Source organism: Bacillus sp. B1-WWTP-T-0.5-Post-4, assembly GCF_009183795.1.
Classification (GTDB): domain Bacteria; phylum Bacillota; class Bacilli; order Bacillales; family Bacillaceae_G; genus Bacillus_A; species Bacillus_A cereus.
On record NZ_WEIJ01000002.1, the window covers coordinates 25,411 to 43,414 of the forward strand.

Here is an 18,004-nt window from a genome sequence, read left to right on the forward strand (position 1 = left end):
CCACAAAAAAGAACCGATTTTATCAATCGGCTCCTCTAAATACATATTGTTCTTTCGGCTGTTCAACTTTATTCCATTTTGTTACTTCTAATACAGGAATATTCGCATGAAACGGCTGATAAAACTCAGTAGTTATCTCTCCTTCTACTTGAATCCAGTCATCATTATTCCACTCTACGCCTTCTGGCTTTTTCACTAACATACCATACACACCAGAATCTGCTACGCAATGTATAATACCGAAACGGAATAAGAAGTATTGTTCTTTTTTAGAAGAATCATCCCTAAAAACAAACCCTTTAAAAGATAATTTTTTCCCAGTAAACTCGCCAGGATAATTATAAATTGTTTCCATACCCTTTAGGAAGTCTTCATCTTTCAAATTAATATTGTCTTTCGTAACAAACTCTTTCTTCCCTTTTTCCATTACACCACGGTATCCTTCTTTCCCGTAATAAATGCTCGTATCAGGTCTTAGAAATTGTCTTGTCATAAATGGATCCTTACTTTCTGCTTGTGCAACAGGAAAGTGAAATCCTTTCGCTTTAACAATATCCGAATCTAACGTCGCAATTGGGAAAAATAACCCTGAGATAATTGGAAAACAAAACAAGGAGTACGAAAATGCTTTTTTCCACCATGTATTCTCATCTTTTGAATGATCATGCCCGCAATGGCTATGGTCACAACTGCAATCATTTTTCTCTTTTTCCTTTTGGTGCTCTTTTTGGAAAACGACGATAATTTGTATAATCGTTAAGAAACCTAAAATAATTGCTGCTGTTGTTGATAAATAGGCATACTTCATATTGATATACTTCGTAATGTTACCGGAAATATGAAGCTGCGCAATTAATATTGTAAAACCTAATAATATATATGCTCGAAACATAACCTACCACCCCATCGCATAAATGAGTAGTGAGCTTGCATAAACAACAAGAGTAACTGTAACTATAACAACAATTACAAATTTAGTTTTAAATGTCGCAAGCATCATAAACATATTTTTAATATCCACCATCGGTCCGTAAACGAGGAACGCGACAAGTGAAGCTGTTGAAAACGTACTTTGGAACGAAGAAGCGATAAATGCATCTGCCTCTGAACAAAGTGATAATATATAAGCAAGTCCCATCATAACAGCTGATGAAGAAAACGGACCTTGTCCAATAGCAAGAAGTGTTGAAGTTTGTACAAACGTTTGTACCGCTGCTGCAATTAACGCACCTAGTACTAAATATTTTCCCATTGAGAAGAATTCCTCAACAGCGTGTGTACATACATCCCACATTTTTTTACGCAGTGGACGCTTATTATTCACTTCTGGGAAGTGATCATCTCTTAATTGAAGTTCTTTAAACATAAAGGATAATATAATTCCAACGATAATGGCTACGATAATCGCTACAATAGAACGATACCATACCATGTGCATACTACTCCCAAAGGCAACATAAGTAGCAAATAATACAACTGGATTAATAATAGGTCCAGTTAACATAAATGCAATCCCTGCGTATGGTGGAACGCCTTTTCCAATTAATCGTCTTACAATCGGAACAATTCCACATTCACAACCTGGAAACAACATACCTAAAAAAGTAGCTAATAAAACAGACAGAAATCGGTTCTTCGGCATCCATTTTGCCACCATATCTTCTGTCACGAACATTTGAATGAATCCTGAAATAAATACACCAATGAGCACGAAAGGAAGTGCTTCGATCAATATGGAGATAAAAATTGTATTCATTTGCAGGAATGCTTTCGGTAATTGAAACAATTCCATGATGTATTTCCTCCAACTTTTCATTAACAATATGTAATTTTAACCCCATTTCATTAATTGAACAAGGTTTATATGGCATACATACCCTTTATATACATTACATTGTACAAGTTATATTCTATTCAAAATTTGAGATTTCATAGCAAAAAAGCTGCTCTAGCGTAGTTATATAACTATGCTAGAGCAGCTTTCTTATCGTTAAAAGTAACGTTTCTTCCAAAAAACAAAAGCTAACGTGAAAGATAGTGTTACACATATGATGAGTACAATTACAAAACCGTGGGCTTCCCCTTCAAACGGAACCTTTACGTTCATTCCAAAGAAACTAGAAACCATCGTCGGTAAAGATAAAATGATCGTAATTGACGTTAACAGTTTCATAACACTATTTAAATTATTTGATATAACGGAGCTAAAAGTATTCATCATTCCACTTAAAATGTGACTATATATTTCCGCCATTTCAATAGCCTGTTTATTTTCAATTAATACATCTTCTAATAAATCTTGATCGTCTTCATACATTTTTAAAAATGTACTATTACGCATTAACTTTTGAATTACAATTTTATTAGCCTTTAATGACGTTGTAAAGTATACTAAACTTTTCTCAAGGCCTAACAATGTGAAAATCTCTTTATTTTTCATTGACTGATTTAATTGATGCTCTAAATCAATTGTTTTTCGATTTATTTGCTTTAAGTATCTTAAATAATAAGTAGAAATCGTATATAAGAGCTGAAGTGCAAAGCGCGTCTTCTTAAACGTATAAAATTCTTTAATACGTTGATTAATAAAACGTTCAAAAATTGGATTCTCTTCTAAGCAGATTGTAACAAAACAATCCGGCATCACAATCATACCTATTGGAATCGTGTCATAAATCGAATTTCCTTCTTCATCATGTCTAACTGTCGGAATATCCACGATAATTAAAGTATTATTGTCTTCCTTTTCAATACGAGAGCGTTCTTCATCATCCAAAGGGTCTTTAATGAAATCTAAGTCTACATTTAAAGTTTGTACTAGATATTGAATTTCTTCTTCTGTTGGATGAAGTACATTAATCCAGCACCCCTTTTGCATTTCCTCAATCTCTTGTAGTTTTCCGTTTCGGTCTGTTAAATATATATTTAACATACTATCACCCCGATTCTTTTTACATGTAGGAATCTACCTCTCTTAAATCACAGTTTTTAAACCGCCATTCTCAGCATATGAAACATACGTTTAAATTTCAATAGAAAAATTATTTTGAAAACGTTTTTATAAGAAAAATATTATAAAGTGAAACTTTAATCAGTGGGGGGCTTCATCCTCACCAATTATTAGCCCTTACAAATCGGGCTTTTACGGGTTATCCGCCCCCAACCAAACTTCTTTTTTTCGCTGAATTTTGAGGTGAGGGTCTCACTGCCCGTTAAAGCGGGATAAACATAGAAAAAGACAGAGTGCTCTCTGCCTTAAAAGCTTATGTTGCCTTTATAACATATTTAGAAAGCATCCACAAGTTAAACCCGACTGAAATCGTATAACCCGCGTATGTTGAAATGATAAAACTTACATAATCGAAATACGGAAGCAATACAATATTTAAAACTATCTTCACAATAATTCCAATCACTAGTCCTAGCACCGTCTTCTGCTGTTGATTGATTCCTTGTAGCATAGCAGCCGTTACTGTAAAAAGAGAAAATAGTATGCAAGCAGGAGCATAATACTGTAAAATGATTCTCCCCATCTCTGGATCATTTCCAGCACCGAATAAAAGAGTATATACAGGTTTGGCTAACACCATCATTCCAATTGCCGCCGGTACCGTAATTGCTACTACTAATACATTTGTTCTCGTAAAATGTTTGTACAATAGCTTCGTATTTCCTGCTGTGTAAGCTTTCGTCATCTCTGGTACGAGAGACATACTAAAAGCTGTCGCAACGGATACCGGGATAAGCACAACCATTTGAACAAGACCAATTATCGCATTAATTTTTTCCGCTTCTCCTTGCATATACCCTATTTGTATAAGTAGTTTATTAATTGTAAATGTATCAATCGTCTGATACAACGGAATTGCTAAGCCCACCACAACAAAAGGAATAGAATATGTAAAGAGCTCCTTATACAATGAGAAAAAAGATTTCGTTGTTTGTGGTATACTTTCCATCTCTTTTTTCTTTAAGTGCCTTCTCCTTCTTATATAATACGCACTTAAAACAGTTAATCCACCTACAGCTCCCATAAATGCACCGAACGTTGAAATACCAACTGCTAGCGAAACAGAAGCTTTTAAAACATATAAAACGACAAAGCTTCCTATTAAAATGGTTAAAACCCGAAAAAATTGCTCTACAACTACACTTAATGCAGAAGGCCCCATCGATTGGAATCCTTGAAAGAAGCCCCTTAATAAACTCATTACTGGCACAAGTATTAACGCAAAACTTACAATTCGAATATTAGTAGTAACCGCTCCTACACTATTCCCCGTTTGATCATTCCCATCGATGACAAGTTTAGCTAAATGCGGAGCTAGCATATATAACGTAAAACACGAAATGACTCCCATTATAAACATAAACACGATTCCACTTTTCAACACTCTCTTAACCGTATGATAATCATTCAGTTGATCATATTTTGATACCATCTTTGAAACAGCTAGCGGTAATCCCATTGTTGCTATACTGAGCATGATGGTATAAGGACGATATGCATATGTGTATAGAACGTAACCACTCGTACCGACCATCGCTGTAAATGGTATAACATATATAAACCCTAACATTTTTGATATCATCGTTGCCATCGTTAAAAATATCGTTCCACGTATAAACGGTGACCCTTTCATCACATTCCTCCGCTACGCTTTATTATTACACATTATGGACAACTCCTTTTCTTTAGAACCGAAACAAACAAAAAAAGCCAATGAAAAATCATTGACTTTAACGCGCTGCTTTTTTCTTTTTGAAATACTTTAAACCAAAGTATAGAGCAATAAAAAGAACAGCTCCTATAATTATGTAATGTGTGTAATCAGATGCATACTCTTTAATTTGTCGCCAATTCCCACCAAGTTTTTCACCTAAGTATATAAATAGAATTGACCATGGAATGATCGCTACAACCGTATAAAGTGTAAATAGTTTTAATGGCATCTTAGCTAGCCCTGCTGGAATAGAGATCGCATGACGTACTACTGGGATAAAGCGCGCAGAAAATATTACGCCTGCTCCATAACGCTTAAACCAACCTTCCGCTATGTCTAAATGATGTTTATTAATAAGTAGATATTTCCCATATTTCTCTACAACCGGACGCCCTCCGTAGTATCCAAGCCAGTATAAAAAGATTTGCGCTAAAGTACCACCAATCGTTCCGGCGATAACTGCACCCACAAAACTAATTTTACCATTCGCTACTAAAAAGCCAGCATACGAAAGTACAATTTCACTCGGGATTACTTCAATCATTAAAGCAAGAGCTACTCCAAAGTAACCTAAGCTTGCAAAAAATTGCAATAACTGATCTATTATGTTTGCTAACATGTTCTTTTTTATCTCCTTTTTTCTTCACATACCATCCCATTATTACATAAAGGCTGCAATCTGCCAATATCTTCATTTTAACAATATGTACAATTCAAGCAGGATTAATCTATTAATTTCTCTTTCTGCGGGTCCTTCATGTAGGCAAACATCTCTTTAATTTGGTCTTCTGTATTTCTAGCAATTGATAAATTAGGCAATTCATTTTCACCAAAAAACTCCACCTCTTCTGTTTCAATACTAGTTTTCTTTTCTCCACCAATAATCTCGCATCCAATGAAAATCTTATATACATGCGTCGCCGATGGAGAGGGTTGATGTTTTTCTTTATCAAATATAGCTAGTAACTTAAAATGATCTACCTCATAACCAGTCTCTTCGAAAACCTCTTTTGCTGCAACTTCGGTTGGCGTATAACCGACATCAGCCCATCCACCTGGCAATGCCCATTTCCCATCGCTTTTTTCTTTCACAAATAATAACTTTTCATTTTGAAAAACAACCGCTCTTATATCAACTTTAGGTGTTTGATAGCCTGTCTCACGTGCAAATAATTTCTCTACGACTTCCCAATCTGTTTTCGTGTAATGTGACATCATTGAAATAGAAATATCTCGTAATTGCTGGAAACGCTCAATATCATACACATCCTTAGAATACGTTAAACCCGCTTGAGCTATAGATTGTATTTGTTTTACCCAATCAATCCATTTAATCGTCATATATCCGCATCCCCATTCTCTATCAAATATATTACTTCATTTTTATTGATACATCTTTATTATACAAAAAAAAGAGATTGATAACGTTTCAATCTCTTTCAAAATTAATCTAATTCATGTAAGTGGTCTTGTATATACTTTCTTCTTTTATTTATATATTCATAAATCATATCAGCCTCTTGATCAAATGTTTCTAATTTTTCTTTCATGTATGGATCTTGTAGTAAATATGGGCGAATCAATTCACACAACCCTTCTACTTTCGGCCTCATAAACGAAACTGTGAATTGATTTTCTAATATTTCTTCCAAAATACTTCGATACTGCTTTCTAAATACAGGTATGTCTAGCAATCTTGCACTTAACGTATTATACCCTTGAATGCGAATATATTCATGATTAAGTGGTCTCCCTTGTACATCTCGCCCCCAAGTCGCATCATAATCCCACGGTATAACTTCAAATAAATTTGTTTCATCGTTATGATATAGTGCATAGTTATGAACGAAACCATCAAAGTTTTGCGTAAAAATAACTCCTGCTAACCATCGTAAATATTTATCTACATGTAGAAACTTCCCAATTTCTTTTTCATAGGCTTCCCTCGTCAAAGTATTCGCTTGAAATACAAATTCACTCAGTTGTTCTTCACTATTTTTATTCGAATATTTAAATTCATAACCCGCAAAGAGCTCTGTCTTAACATCTTTATCTCGTTCACTCATTAATGAAAAATTCGCATCATCATCTATCGCATAATAAATAGAACCACTCGGTAATCCTCTATTTTTCAAAAAATTTTCATCAACCGATTCTAACTGTAAATACACACCTTGAATTTGACCATTAATTTTTATAAATACATGTTGTGATTTTGGCGAAAGTACACCAATATCATGAAAAAAATCTAAAGATAATTTATTTCGTATGAGAGACGGATCCATAAACTCCGAATTCAAATGAAACTCTTTCGCACCTTGAAATTTTTTAGGCTTATAAAACATAACATGATAAGACTTTTTCTCAAATTCGCGAATATGAGCTCCTCGGTATACGATATCAATATCATACTTCTTTTTTCCATAAGTTAATTTTGCTGGCACTGGACTATCTGACCAAATGTCCTTTTTCAATTCCACTAAGTACATTGGATGAACAAAAAAATCATATGAAGGCAGCATGTTTTCTCATCCCTTCTCAGTTCTCTTCATTCAATGTATGCGCCTTGTCTTGTCCATACATCCGCAATCATCTATTTATATAAAATTACACTCTTGTCCTGTTCAGAAAGATGCCTACATACATATCATGTTAAGGAAAAAGAATACCTTTTCACTTTAATACATGATAAGGAGGATTTCTATGAAACGTGATATTAGAAAAGCTGTTGAAGAAATCAAAAGTGCTGGGATGGAGGATTTCTTACACCAAGATCCAAGTACTTTTGAATGCGATGATGATAAATTCACTCATCATCATTGTACAACTGGATGTAAATGTACAACTGGGGGTAAATGTCCAAGAACAAGATGTACTCGCGTGAAACATTGTACGTTCGTTACAAAATGTACGCACGTAAAAAAATGGACATTTGTTACGAAATGTACACGTGTACGTGTTCAAAAATGGACGTTCGTTACGAAAGTAACGCGTAGAAAAGAATGCGTATTAGTTACAAAACGTACTCGCAGAAAACATTGTACATTCATTACAAAATGCATACGCTTTGAAAAGAAATTTTTCTGGACAAAACGAAGTTTCTGTAAAAAATGCGAATTCTTCCCTAACAGACACGGTCACTCTTGCGATGATTCATGTGATCATGGTAAAGACTGTCACGATAGCGGACACAAATGGAATGATTGCAAAGGCGGACATAAATTCCCATCTTGCAAAAATAAGAAATTCGATCACTTCTGGTATAAAAAACGTAACTGCTAGTTTTTATACCACCCAAAAAAGGCCGTTTTGCGGCCTTTTTTACATTTATTGAAAGTGACTTATATCTGCAAATTGTTTCACTTTACCAATACCCTCTTCAAATTCTATTATGCTCAAACTGGCACTATGCATAAATGGATCATCCCACACATTTTCTATTTCAATTCCCGCGAAATGCCCTACAAGTAATTTTGCTGCTGCCGCATGAGAAACAATCAATATGTTTTGTCCTTTATGCTTCTCTAAAAGAAGCTGCATCCCTTCAATTACTCTTTCATAAACGGCCTCAAAATTTTCGCCTGATGTTGACTGAAAAAGATGTGGCTCATTCCAAAACAGATGCACTTCTTCTGGAAATTGGTTTTCTATATCCGCGATTGTTTGTCCTTCCCATATACCCATGTTGATTTCATAGAAATGCTCATCCGCTATAATGGGTATATCACGTTCCCCCTTTATTAACTCTGCCGTATGAAGTGTTCTTTCGCTCGGACTACTATAGATCGCATGGATTGGTAAATCTTTCATTCGATTCCCTAATTGTTTCGCCTGAACTATACCATTTTCAGTTAAAGCAGAATTTTTCCGTCCCTGCATTCGCTTCGCTACATTCCACTCTGTTTCACCATGCCTTGTTACATATATAGTTGTTTTCATTTCTTACTCCCCCTCACCATGTTGGTCGTAATTCCCACGGTTCAACTCTCCCTACAATCCACTCCGCTCGTTTACTTTCAATCCCTTTTATAACTCCATCAGCTATCTCTTCATGAGTAAGCCATCTTCCATATGTATCTTCTAAAATAAAACCTAAAATAATTCTATGATAAATACATCGCGTACTCCCTATTTTTTGTGCAGGCATACGTGATGCTTTACTACCTAAAATATGAAATAAACTATATGTTTTAGACGACAAATCTAGTTCTTTACAAATATTTGATAGTACATGCTTTGCACTTGTGTGTACCCATGCAACAACTAATGTGATTGGGCCATTTTTCTCAATTGTACTTTTAATAGCTAGCTTTACATCTTCATCATTATGATAATCTAACGAAAGGCATGTAATATTTTCTGGTGCAGAACTCATTCGCTTAACATTTTCTAATTTCACTTCATCTCGCCCGATAATAGAAACATAAAATCCTTTCTCACAAAACCACATAGAAACTTTCTTTAGCATTCCTGTTCCACCAATTACAAGTGCATGCAAATGCTATCCCTCCCTAATAAAATGTCATATGAGGTTTCTCATCTCTATAATAATTTAAACGGTCTTGCAGTGTCCCTGAGTGAAACTCAAATTTATGACCGTCAGGATCAACAAAGTATATAGATTCGCAATCTCTTACATCACGTTCTCTTCCTTGTAAAATATGAACATCATTTTCTTCTAATCGCTGTATTAGACATTTAAAGTCTTCTTGTTCAACAGAAAATGCAATGTGCGTATAAGATTGATGAATCTCATTTCTCGAAATATGCGTCTCTTCATTAAGCGCTATCCATACTCCACATATGTTAAAATAAGCCAATTTTCTTCCTTTAACTAATAATTCTCCTTCTAATACTTTTTCATAAAACATAATAGAGTTTTCTAAATTAGATACCGAAAAACAAATATGATTGATTCCCCTTAACAACTATAATTCCTCCTTATACAAATAAAAGATGAGCGAAAATTCACTCACCTTTTATTATACTATTTTTTTGTAATATATGCCCATTTATAACTGAAGTCCCCGCCAAACGTATGGTTAGCAATGCCTTTTACAAACGGCTTCTCTAAATAAGCTGTACTTTGTTGGTACGTAGGAGAAATTGCTGCGTCTTGACCAATTAAGATTTTTTCAGCTTCCGCAAGTGCATTCCAGCGTGCTTTATCATCTTTTAATAGCTCTCCTTTTGATTTCGCTACTAAATCATCATACTTCGGATTAGAATAATCCATTTCATTAAATGAGCTTCCAGTAACAAACATATCAATATAAGTCATTGGATCCGGATAATCAGGGCTCCATGCAGATAATGAGAATTCGTATTGGAATTTCTTTTCTAAATCTAGCTTCTGCTTGTATGGTTGCTGTTTCAAATTTACTTTAATACCAGGCAAGTTTTTCTCTAGTTCTTCCTTAATAAAGTCGCCTACTTTTTTCCGGCTACCGTTATCATCGTTTAGTAATTCAACCGTAATTGTATCTTGACCAAGCTCTTTCTTCGCTTCTTCCCATAATTTTTTTGCTTTCTCTGCATTATCTTTACTATCACGGAAGTTTTTATTTACAGAGCGGAAATCTTTTCCATCCGGACCTGTCGTGAATTTTTCAGGTACTAAGAAATATGCTGGCAATGAACCGTCATTTAAAATGACATCAGCAATTCCTTTTTTATCGTATGCTAAATCAATCGCTTCACGTACTTTTTGGTTTTTAAATGTTGCATTTTTTTGGTTAAAACGTAAGAAATATATGCGTGGATCTAACTTCGTTTTAAATTCATCTGGCTTATTCTTTTTATATTTATCAACAAATTCAGAAGTTAAAATAACTCGATCTGCTTGATCACTATCATATAAATTTACTCCCGTGCTTGTTTCCTTCACAATACTTACATTAATTTCGTCTAATTTTACAGTATCTTTATCCCAATAATTAGGATTTTTCTTCAACTGATAATTTTGTTCATGTTTCCATTGACTCATTGTAAATGGTCCATTATATACTAATTTATCTGCTTCTAATCCGTATTTATCTCCTTGCTCTTTCACATATTTTTCATTTAATGGGAAAAATGTAGGGAACGACGTAAGCTCAAGAAAATAAGGTGCTGGTTGCTCTAATTCTACTACCAACGTTTTATCATCCTTCGCTTTAACACCCAATTGATCTGCTGGTAATTCACCTTTATTTACTTTCTGTGCATTTTTCACATCAAATAAAATGAATGCATATTCTGCCGCTAATGCTTTATCTAATGTACGTTGCCATGCATATACAAAATCTTGTGCTCGAACTGGATCACCATTTGACCATTTCGCATCACGTAATTCAAATGTATATGTCTTTTTATCTTCACTAATCTTCACATCTTTTGCCATACCTGGTGTTGGTTTATTATCTTTATCTAGACGATATAAACCTTCCATTGCATTTACAAATACACGGAAAGATACAGAATCCGTTGATTTAGATGTATCCATTGAAGGAATTTCAGCTGTTTCTAGCAAATTTAAAACTTGTTTATCGGCCATTCCCTTATTCGATTCTTTCTTCGTTGTCGAAGCCTTCTCACCATTCCCACATCCTGCAACCAATACACTTGTCGTTAACGCAAGTGCAGCAATTGTTGTTGTCTTTCTCTTCATTCTTCCTTCCCCCAATCTATATGTATAAGTTAAATCCTATATAATATATTTCATTATACAAAAGATTCTGATTATTTTAAATATTTATTTTAACAAACATAGAAAAAAGCGATCGGAAATTTCTTTCCAGCCGCTTTCTTGAATAGCATTTACTTGTAATCCATCCTCTATATCAAATGGATTTTGAACTTTAAATATTTCTTCCATCAGCTTCAAAAACTCTTCTTCAGTTTTAGATTCACCATTAACCATAAGTGAGTATGGTTCCACTTCACCTAATTTATAATCGACAACAAATTGAATCTTCACCTTTTGTCTTGGCGTTCCGGTGTTATATCCTTGGAATTCTACTAATTCTAACCCTTCCGTTCCACGATAATATATCCAACCTGAATTTTGAAAATAATTTTCGAAAGATTCACCTATTGAAAAGAAAGGATATTCATAAAGCGAGCTTGTACGAACCTTTTGAATAACGTCTCGATCAGTCGGAAAAAAGAAATGACTAAAAAATATGCTAGCAACTGCTAAAATAGTAACAATTGTCGCTCCCATTTTGCTCGTTCCGCCGCTATCATTGATTAGATAGTTTTCAACTGATTTATCTTTTATTTCTCTTGCTTTTATTCGGTATATACGTCTTTCCGCAAATTGATAGTATAATCCATTTGCAAAAATCCCCATTCCAAACAGAATAAAAATGAGTAATAAAAACGTAAGAGGCACCATATTAATGATTGGCAACGCTACATTAAATCCCATATAATACGAAAATGCATCACACGCTACTAATAACAACATAAATAAAGCAGCTGGTACATAATACTTACGATATCCTAGCCAGCCTATATTGAAAATAGCAGCCCAACCATTCCAGCTCCACCTAGCAATCCGCTTATTCTCAAGATCCCATTTCCTTTTGTAATACGGATATTGTCTCCCTACATATACTTCCAGTTCTTTATCTATTAACGAGCTACCTTCCTCTTGTTCATTATCCAAGTTTCGCTGACAACTTGCACAATTTAACTGTTCCTCCTCGCAAGGTTGCCCACAATTTATACATTTCAAAACAATCCCTCTTCCCATCCATACGTCATTTCAAAATACCTTCGTGTTTTAATAACCACTCTTTCCTCCATAAACCACCAGCATATCCAACAAGCTTTCCACTCTTTCCTATTACACGGTGACATGGAACAATTATTGAAATTGGATTCCGACTATTTGCCCCTCCTATTGCCCGTACAGCTTTTATATTTCCAACTTTCTCTGCAATATCTAAATATGAAGCACTTACGCCGTATGGAATAGTATAAAGTGCATCCCATACATTTTTTTGAAATGCTGTTCCCTCCGCAGACAGCGGGACCGTAAACTCTTTTCTTTTCCCTTTAAAATATTCATCTAACTCATTTATACATTGTTCTATCATTTCATTTTTATTTTCTTCTTGTCGTTCATCAACAAATATAACAGACGTAATTCCTTCTTGATTCGCTGTAATTTCAAGCAAACCTAATTCGCTTTCATAATAAGCCTGGTACATATGCCATCCTCCAATTCAGTTCATATTAGTCATTGTAACACGAATATACAAAATTTTTCGTATAAGCGTTTTATTAGAGAAACAAAAAAGAGAATGGTAAAATATAAGAAAATTCAATCAAGGAGGCTATTTGATGAATTCCAAGCTTTTTTCACCTTATACAATTAAGAACGTTACACTAAAAAATCGTATCGTTATGTCGCCTATGTGTATGTATTCCTCGGGGAATGAGGATGGCAGCGTTACGAATTTTCATCTCATTCATTATGGAACTCGCGCTGCTGGCCAAGTAGGTTTAGTTATGGTTGAAGCAACTGCGGTGTTAGCTGAAGGACGAATTTCTAACAAAGACTTAGGTATTTGGGATGACAACCTAATTGAAGGCTTACATAAAACGACTACTTTTATACATGATAACGGCGCAAAAGCTGCCATTCAACTCGCTCACGCCGGAAGAAAAGCAGAATTAGAAACAGATGCGTTAGCTCCTTCAGCCATTCCATTTAATGAAACAATGAAAATGCCAATAGAAATGAGCAAACACCAAATTAAAAATACTGTATTAGCTTTTCAGCAAGCTGCAGTACGATCAAAACAAGCTGGATTTGATGTTATTGAAATACATGGCGCTCACGGTTACCTTATCAATGAATTCCTATCACCACTTACTAATAAACGGACGGATGAATACGGCGGCTCACCTGAAAACTGCTATCGTTTCTTACGCGAAATCATTGACTCGATAAATGAAGTTTGGAACGGACCGTTATTTGTCCGTATTTCAGCAAATGATTATCATCCTGAAGGGTTAACAGTTCAAGATTATGTTCAGTATACAAAATGGATGAAAGAACAAGGAGTAGATTTAATCGATTGTAGCTCTGGAGCTGTTGTCCCTGCACACATCGATGTTTATCCTGGGTATCAAGTACAATATGCTAAACATATTAAAGAGCATGCTAACATTGCAACTGGTGCAGTTGGATTAATTACGACCGGAGTACAAGCAGAGCAAATTTTAAACAATAACGAAGCTGATTTAATTTTCATCGGACGTGAGTTACTTCGCAATCCGTACTTCCCGAGAATAGCGGCCAATGAACTTGGCTTTGAATTGCAAGAACCATATCAATACAAGCGAGCGCCAGGGAAAATTCATACGAATAAATAAAACCGAGAAGTCATTCTTCTCGGTTTTATTTATTCTATCGTTGTAATTTCATTTGAATTATAAGTATGGATACCCGATTCTTCTCGCAGCGCGGTTATATACATCCCTTTCGCCACATCTTTAGCTGAAATTGGTTTATACTTTTTGAAAGCCCCTTTAAAGATAAAAGGAATAATACGAGATAACTTTTCAGCCATTTGTTCGCCGAAACGAAATTCTTGTCGATTTCCTACTAATAATGATGGTCTAAAAATGTGAATACCACCGATCACTAACTTTTGCAATTCTTCTTCCATTTTCCCTTTCACTTGTGAATAAAAGAAAAATGATTTAGGATTCGCTCCCATAGAAGACACGACAAGGAAATTTTGTACCCCTTGTTTTTCAGCTAAACAAGCAGCTCGTAACGTATATTCATAATCTACTTTTTTAAAATTTGCTTTTGTTTTTGCTTTTTTTATTGTTGTTCCTAAGCAACTAAAAACATCATCCACAGCAAAGAACTCTTTATATTCCTCTAATACCGAAAAATCAACTTGTTTCTGCTGTAACTTCTCATGTTGCAATTGCATTGGCTCTCTTACAAAAATAGTAACCGAATCGTAGTAATCTGATTCAAGTAATAGACGCGTTATCTCTTGTCCAACTAAACCACTTGCACCAAGTATTAACGCTGTTCGCTTATTCATATATACATATACCTCTTATTTTACTTTTCTCTCCTTCAGTAAAATACAACCTTTAGGAGTTTCCTGCTCTTATTTTACCACAAGTAAAACACTATGCGTACGCATAGTGCTTTACTCACTCTTTTTTCTCATTTCTCTCTTGTAATTTCGTTATTGTTGTAGCGTCCCCTAAATTACTTATTAATCTTCTTAAAAAAATTAATACGAAAGATAATGGCAATACTACCGCTAATATTAATAAAATAGCTTCCATTAAGTAACCCAAGCGCTCATCCCCCTCTTTACCTCCTTTTCAATATATGAAAACAGCGTTGTCACATATGCATGCATTTGCAAAAATAATACACCTATATTTGACAACTTTATAACAAAAACAAATCGGAATGATTATTATTTATTGCAACTTTATTAAAGATGTATTATACTAAGTTCGCAAACTAAAACGTAATTATTCCGTTTTGTATTAAAATGATATTTTTCTTCTATAATTGGGGAAAATATATCCGTAAAAAAGAAAAGAGGAGAACTTCATGCCTAAAAGATTGACTATATTTTCATTCTTACTTATTTTTACCTTAATTTTCGCTGGCTGCTCAAATAAAAAAGAAAGTAATGCCAAGAAAGATGGAAAGCTAACAGTTTATACAACGATTTTCCCACTTGCTGATTTCGCAAAGAAAATTGGTGGCGACTATGTAAATGTTGAAGCAATTTACCCACCTGGTGCAGATTCACATACATTTGAACCAAGTCAAAAACAAACAGTACAAGTTGCAAAAGCCGATTTATTTGTTTATAACGGCGCTGAATTAGAACCATTTGCTGAAAAAATGGAAAAAACATTACAAAAAGAAAATGTTAAAATTGTAAATGCATCTAAAGGTATTGAGCTTCGTGCTTCTACTGAAGAAGAGCATCATGATCATGGAGATGGCCATAAAGAAGATGAACATCATCACGATAAAGACCCACATGTTTGGTTAGATCCTACTCTAGCAATGAAACAAGCAGAAAAAATTAAAAATGCACTTGTAGAATTACAACCTGAACATAAAAAAGAATTCGAAAAAAACTTTGCAGCACTTCAAACTAAATTTACTGATTTAGACGATGGATTTAAGGCAGCTGTAGCGAACGCAAAAACGAAAGAAATTTTAGTTTCTCATGCTGCCTATGGTTACTGGGAACAACGATACGGCCTAAAACAAATTCCTATCGCTGGAATTTCAGCTTCTGATGAACCATCTCAAAAGCAGCTTGCTGACATTACAAAAACAGTAAAAGAACATAATCTAAAATATATTTTATTCGAAACGTTCTCTACTCCAAAAGTAGCATCCGTAATTCAAAAAGAAACTGGTACAAAAGTTTTACGCTTAAATCACTTAGCTACTATTTCTGAAGATGATGCAAAAAATAATAAAGATTACTTCACTTTAATGGAAGAAAACGTAAATACATTGAAAGAAGCAACAAACTAATCCATTATATTTTCTAGGCAGCTGAATCTGTTATTCAGCTGCCTTTTTATGTATTTATCCTTGACTTGACCAAAATAACAAGTAAAATTATCCATATTAGCTTGAAAGCTATATTAATTTAGAAGGTGAGTTGGAATTATGAATCTTCACATTTGTGAAGTAACAGCAAAAAATTGGCGTTCAGTAGTTGCTTTAGACGTCGCAAAAGATCAGCAACAATTTATTGAAAGTAACGCGTTTTCTTTAGCAGAATCATTATATGAAGGAAACGGAACGTCAGTAGGTTTATATGATGGCGAAACACTTGTAGGATACGCAATGTATGGATGGTATTCAGTAAAACATAAAAGTGTATGGCTCGATCGCTTTATGATTGACCAACAATATCAAGGAAAAGGATACGCAAAACGTTTCCTTCGCTTACTTATTCAATTCTTACAAGAAAAATTTGAATGTAAAATAATTTACTTAAGTTTACATCCAGACAACAAACTTGCAATGGGACTGTATGAATCATTTGGTTTCCGCTTAAATGGGGATATTGATGATGAAGGTCCAGTTGTAGGTGTTGTAATGGAGTTACTAATAGACGAAAATACAAGCCTGTGAAAACAGGCTTTTTATTATACAGTCATCAATTTTTAGTTTCTTTCCCTTATTTAATTCTGTTTTGCAATCTAATAGAATGCTCATAAAAAATAAGCCTACAATTTACGCAGACTTATTTCACACACTCCTCGAAATGTTCTTGGAACCACTCTTTATTAATATCTCTTCCGATAAAAACTACTTCACTTACTCGCTCTTCGCCCTCTTGCCACTCTCTATCGTACGAAGCAGCAAATAACGTATGTACACCTTGGAAAACGATACGTTTATCTACTCCGTCTATCGATAAAATTCCTTTGTAACGATATAAATATTCCCCTAGCTCTTGCACGACAGCTGACATCCACTCATTAAGCTTTTGTAAATCCAGCGGACGTTCTTCACGTAATACAAATGATTTCACACCTTCTAAGTGGTTATGTTCTTTATGAGGGTAAATTTGCAACGTATCTTTCGTTTTAAACGTTTGGATTTGTAATAAAGATGGTATATCTACCTCACAGTTAGTCGCCTCAATTAACTTTGCAGTCGGGTTAATTCCTTGAATTTCATGCAAGAGATTTTCTTTCTCATTCTCTTCAATTAAATCTAATTTATTTACTAAAACAACATCAGCAAACGCAATTTGCTCTTTTGCTTCTAATCCTTTTTCAAAATGTTTATGTATATGATAACTATCTACCACCGTTACAACACCGTTAATTTGGTAAGCAGATTGGATGACTGGATCTAAAAAGAATGTTTGAATAATCGGGCCTGGATTTGCAAGGCCAGTCGTTTCAATTACTAAACCATCAAAATCCATTTTCCCTTCTGCTTTTACGTCCAATAACTGTTTTAAAGCAACAAGTAAGTCTTCACGTACAGTACAGCATAAACAGCCATTTGTCATTTCCATAATTTCTTCTTCCACATTCATAATCAACTGATTATCAATGCCAATTTTCCCTATTTCATTTACAATCACCGCTAATTTCTTACCGTGATTTTCTGATAAAATACGATTTAATAATGTCGTTTTCCCCGATCCAAGAAAACCAGTTAATATTGTTACTGGAATCATTTCGTACATCTCCTTATAGCTATATGTTTCTACATTATAACATATGAACACTCCCCCACTTAACAAAGT

20 protein-coding genes are annotated in these 18,004 nt (G+C 34.5%); 4 read left to right on the forward strand and 16 right to left on the reverse strand.

What is annotated here, in order from left to right; translation table 11 throughout:
* Positions 1–22 precede the first annotated feature (22 nt).
* The 7 genes from GBN91_RS05745 to cotH all read right to left on the reverse strand — a co-directional run bounded on the left by GBN91_RS05745 (position 23) and on the right by cotH (position 7,246).
* The gene (locus tag GBN91_RS05745) at positions 23–892 is read right to left on the reverse strand and encodes a TIGR03943 family putative permease subunit (protein WP_000488043.1); all 870 of its coding nucleotides are present in this window, start codon (positions 890–892) and stop codon (positions 23–25) included.
* Positions 893–895: 3 nt separating this feature from the next.
* Positions 896–1,792: a permease gene (locus GBN91_RS05750; RefSeq protein ID WP_152121313.1), complete on the reverse strand. Its 897-nt coding sequence runs from the start codon at positions 1,790–1,792 to the stop codon at positions 896–898.
* Between the two features lie 198 nt (positions 1,793–1,990).
* The gene (locus GBN91_RS05755; RefSeq protein ID WP_000932389.1) at positions 1,991–2,932 is read right to left on the reverse strand and encodes a magnesium transporter CorA family protein; all 942 of its coding nucleotides are present in this window, start codon (positions 2,930–2,932) and stop codon (positions 1,991–1,993) included.
* Between the two features lie 331 nt (positions 2,933–3,263).
* Entirely contained in the window at positions 3,264–4,643 is a 1,380-nt protein-coding gene (locus GBN91_RS05760; protein WP_000678845.1) for a putative polysaccharide biosynthesis protein, read from the reverse strand.
* Between the two features lie 97 nt (positions 4,644–4,740).
* Positions 4,741–5,343, reverse strand: a complete 603-nt coding sequence (gene uptA, locus GBN91_RS05765; protein WP_000880691.1) for an undecaprenyl phosphate transporter UptA — start codon at positions 5,341–5,343, stop codon at positions 4,741–4,743.
* A 104-nt stretch (positions 5,344–5,447) separates the two neighbouring features.
* Positions 5,448–6,065 (reverse strand): NUDIX hydrolase N-terminal domain-containing protein, encoded by a 618-nt coding sequence (locus tag GBN91_RS05770; RefSeq protein WP_000153583.1) that lies wholly within the window; start codon positions 6,063–6,065, stop codon positions 5,448–5,450.
* 104 nt (positions 6,066–6,169) lie between these two features.
* A complete protein-coding gene (cotH, locus tag GBN91_RS05775) occupies positions 6,170–7,246 on the reverse strand; it encodes a spore coat protein CotH (RefSeq protein ID WP_000938001.1) in 1,077 nt (358 codons plus the stop codon).
* Between the two features lie 181 nt (positions 7,247–7,427).
* Between cotH and exsB the strand changes: the two genes are divergently transcribed.
* Complete coding sequence (exsB, locus tag GBN91_RS05780; RefSeq protein WP_000817498.1) at positions 7,428–8,006, forward strand: exosporium protein ExsB; 579 nt, start codon at positions 7,428–7,430, stop codon at positions 8,004–8,006.
* A 45-nt stretch (positions 8,007–8,051) separates the two neighbouring features.
* Here exsB and GBN91_RS05785 read toward each other — a convergent pair whose 3' ends face one another.
* The 6 genes from GBN91_RS05785 to GBN91_RS05810 form a co-directional block, all read right to left on the reverse strand.
* The gene (locus GBN91_RS05785; protein ID WP_000858832.1) at positions 8,052–8,663 is read right to left on the reverse strand and encodes a phosphoserine phosphatase 1; all 612 of its coding nucleotides are present in this window, start codon (positions 8,661–8,663) and stop codon (positions 8,052–8,054) included.
* Between the two features lie 13 nt (positions 8,664–8,676).
* Positions 8,677–9,222, reverse strand: a complete 546-nt coding sequence (locus GBN91_RS05790; protein ID WP_000543106.1) for a short-chain dehydrogenase — start codon at positions 9,220–9,222, stop codon at positions 8,677–8,679.
* A 13-nt stretch (positions 9,223–9,235) separates the two neighbouring features.
* Complete coding sequence (gene fosB, locus GBN91_RS05795) at positions 9,236–9,652, reverse strand: FosBx1 family fosfomycin resistance bacillithiol transferase (RefSeq protein ID WP_000943774.1); 417 nt, start codon at positions 9,650–9,652, stop codon at positions 9,236–9,238.
* Between the two features lie 59 nt (positions 9,653–9,711).
* Positions 9,712–11,373: a peptide ABC transporter substrate-binding protein gene (locus GBN91_RS05800; protein WP_000824278.1), complete on the reverse strand. Its 1,662-nt coding sequence runs from the start codon at positions 11,371–11,373 to the stop codon at positions 9,712–9,714.
* An 84-nt stretch (positions 11,374–11,457) separates the two neighbouring features.
* Complete coding sequence (locus GBN91_RS05805) at positions 11,458–12,462, reverse strand: DUF2628 domain-containing protein (RefSeq protein ID WP_002023926.1); 1,005 nt, start codon at positions 12,460–12,462, stop codon at positions 11,458–11,460.
* A gap of 7 nt (positions 12,463–12,469) precedes the next feature.
* Positions 12,470–12,922 (reverse strand): methylated-DNA--[protein]-cysteine S-methyltransferase, encoded by a 453-nt coding sequence (locus tag GBN91_RS05810; RefSeq protein ID WP_000283907.1) that lies wholly within the window; start codon positions 12,920–12,922, stop codon positions 12,470–12,472.
* Positions 12,923–13,055: 133 nt separating this feature from the next.
* On the opposite strand from GBN91_RS05810, the gene namA reads away from it, so the two are divergent.
* Positions 13,056–14,093 carry an NADPH dehydrogenase NamA gene (gene namA / locus GBN91_RS05815; RefSeq protein ID WP_076876562.1) on the forward strand — a complete coding sequence of 346 codons (1,038 nt, stop codon included), beginning with the start codon at positions 13,056–13,058 and terminating at the stop codon, positions 14,091–14,093.
* A gap of 29 nt (positions 14,094–14,122) precedes the next feature.
* Here the strand turns inward: namA and GBN91_RS05820 are convergent, their stop codons facing one another.
* Together GBN91_RS05820 and GBN91_RS28750 are read right to left on the reverse strand one after the other, a co-directional pair.
* Entirely contained in the window at positions 14,123–14,782 is a 660-nt protein-coding gene (locus GBN91_RS05820) for an oxidoreductase (RefSeq protein ID WP_001042735.1), read from the reverse strand.
* 115 nt (positions 14,783–14,897) lie between these two features.
* Positions 14,898–15,047, reverse strand: a complete 150-nt coding sequence (locus tag GBN91_RS28750; RefSeq protein ID WP_000540933.1) for a hypothetical protein — start codon at positions 15,045–15,047, stop codon at positions 14,898–14,900.
* Between the two features lie 265 nt (positions 15,048–15,312).
* On the opposite strand from GBN91_RS28750, the gene GBN91_RS05825 reads away from it, so the two are divergent.
* A complete protein-coding gene (locus GBN91_RS05825) occupies positions 15,313–16,263 on the forward strand; it encodes a metal ABC transporter substrate-binding protein (RefSeq protein ID WP_001126148.1) in 951 nt (316 codons plus the stop codon).
* Positions 16,264–16,401: 138 nt separating this feature from the next.
* Positions 16,402–16,872: a GNAT family N-acetyltransferase gene (locus tag GBN91_RS05830; protein WP_001048677.1), complete on the forward strand. Its 471-nt coding sequence runs from the start codon at positions 16,402–16,404 to the stop codon at positions 16,870–16,872.
* 112 nt (positions 16,873–16,984) lie between these two features.
* Here the strand turns inward: GBN91_RS05830 and GBN91_RS05835 are convergent, their stop codons facing one another.
* Complete coding sequence (locus tag GBN91_RS05835; protein WP_000613418.1) at positions 16,985–17,935, reverse strand: CobW family GTP-binding protein; 951 nt, start codon at positions 17,933–17,935, stop codon at positions 16,985–16,987.
* Between the last annotated feature and the right edge of the window lie 69 nt (positions 17,936–18,004).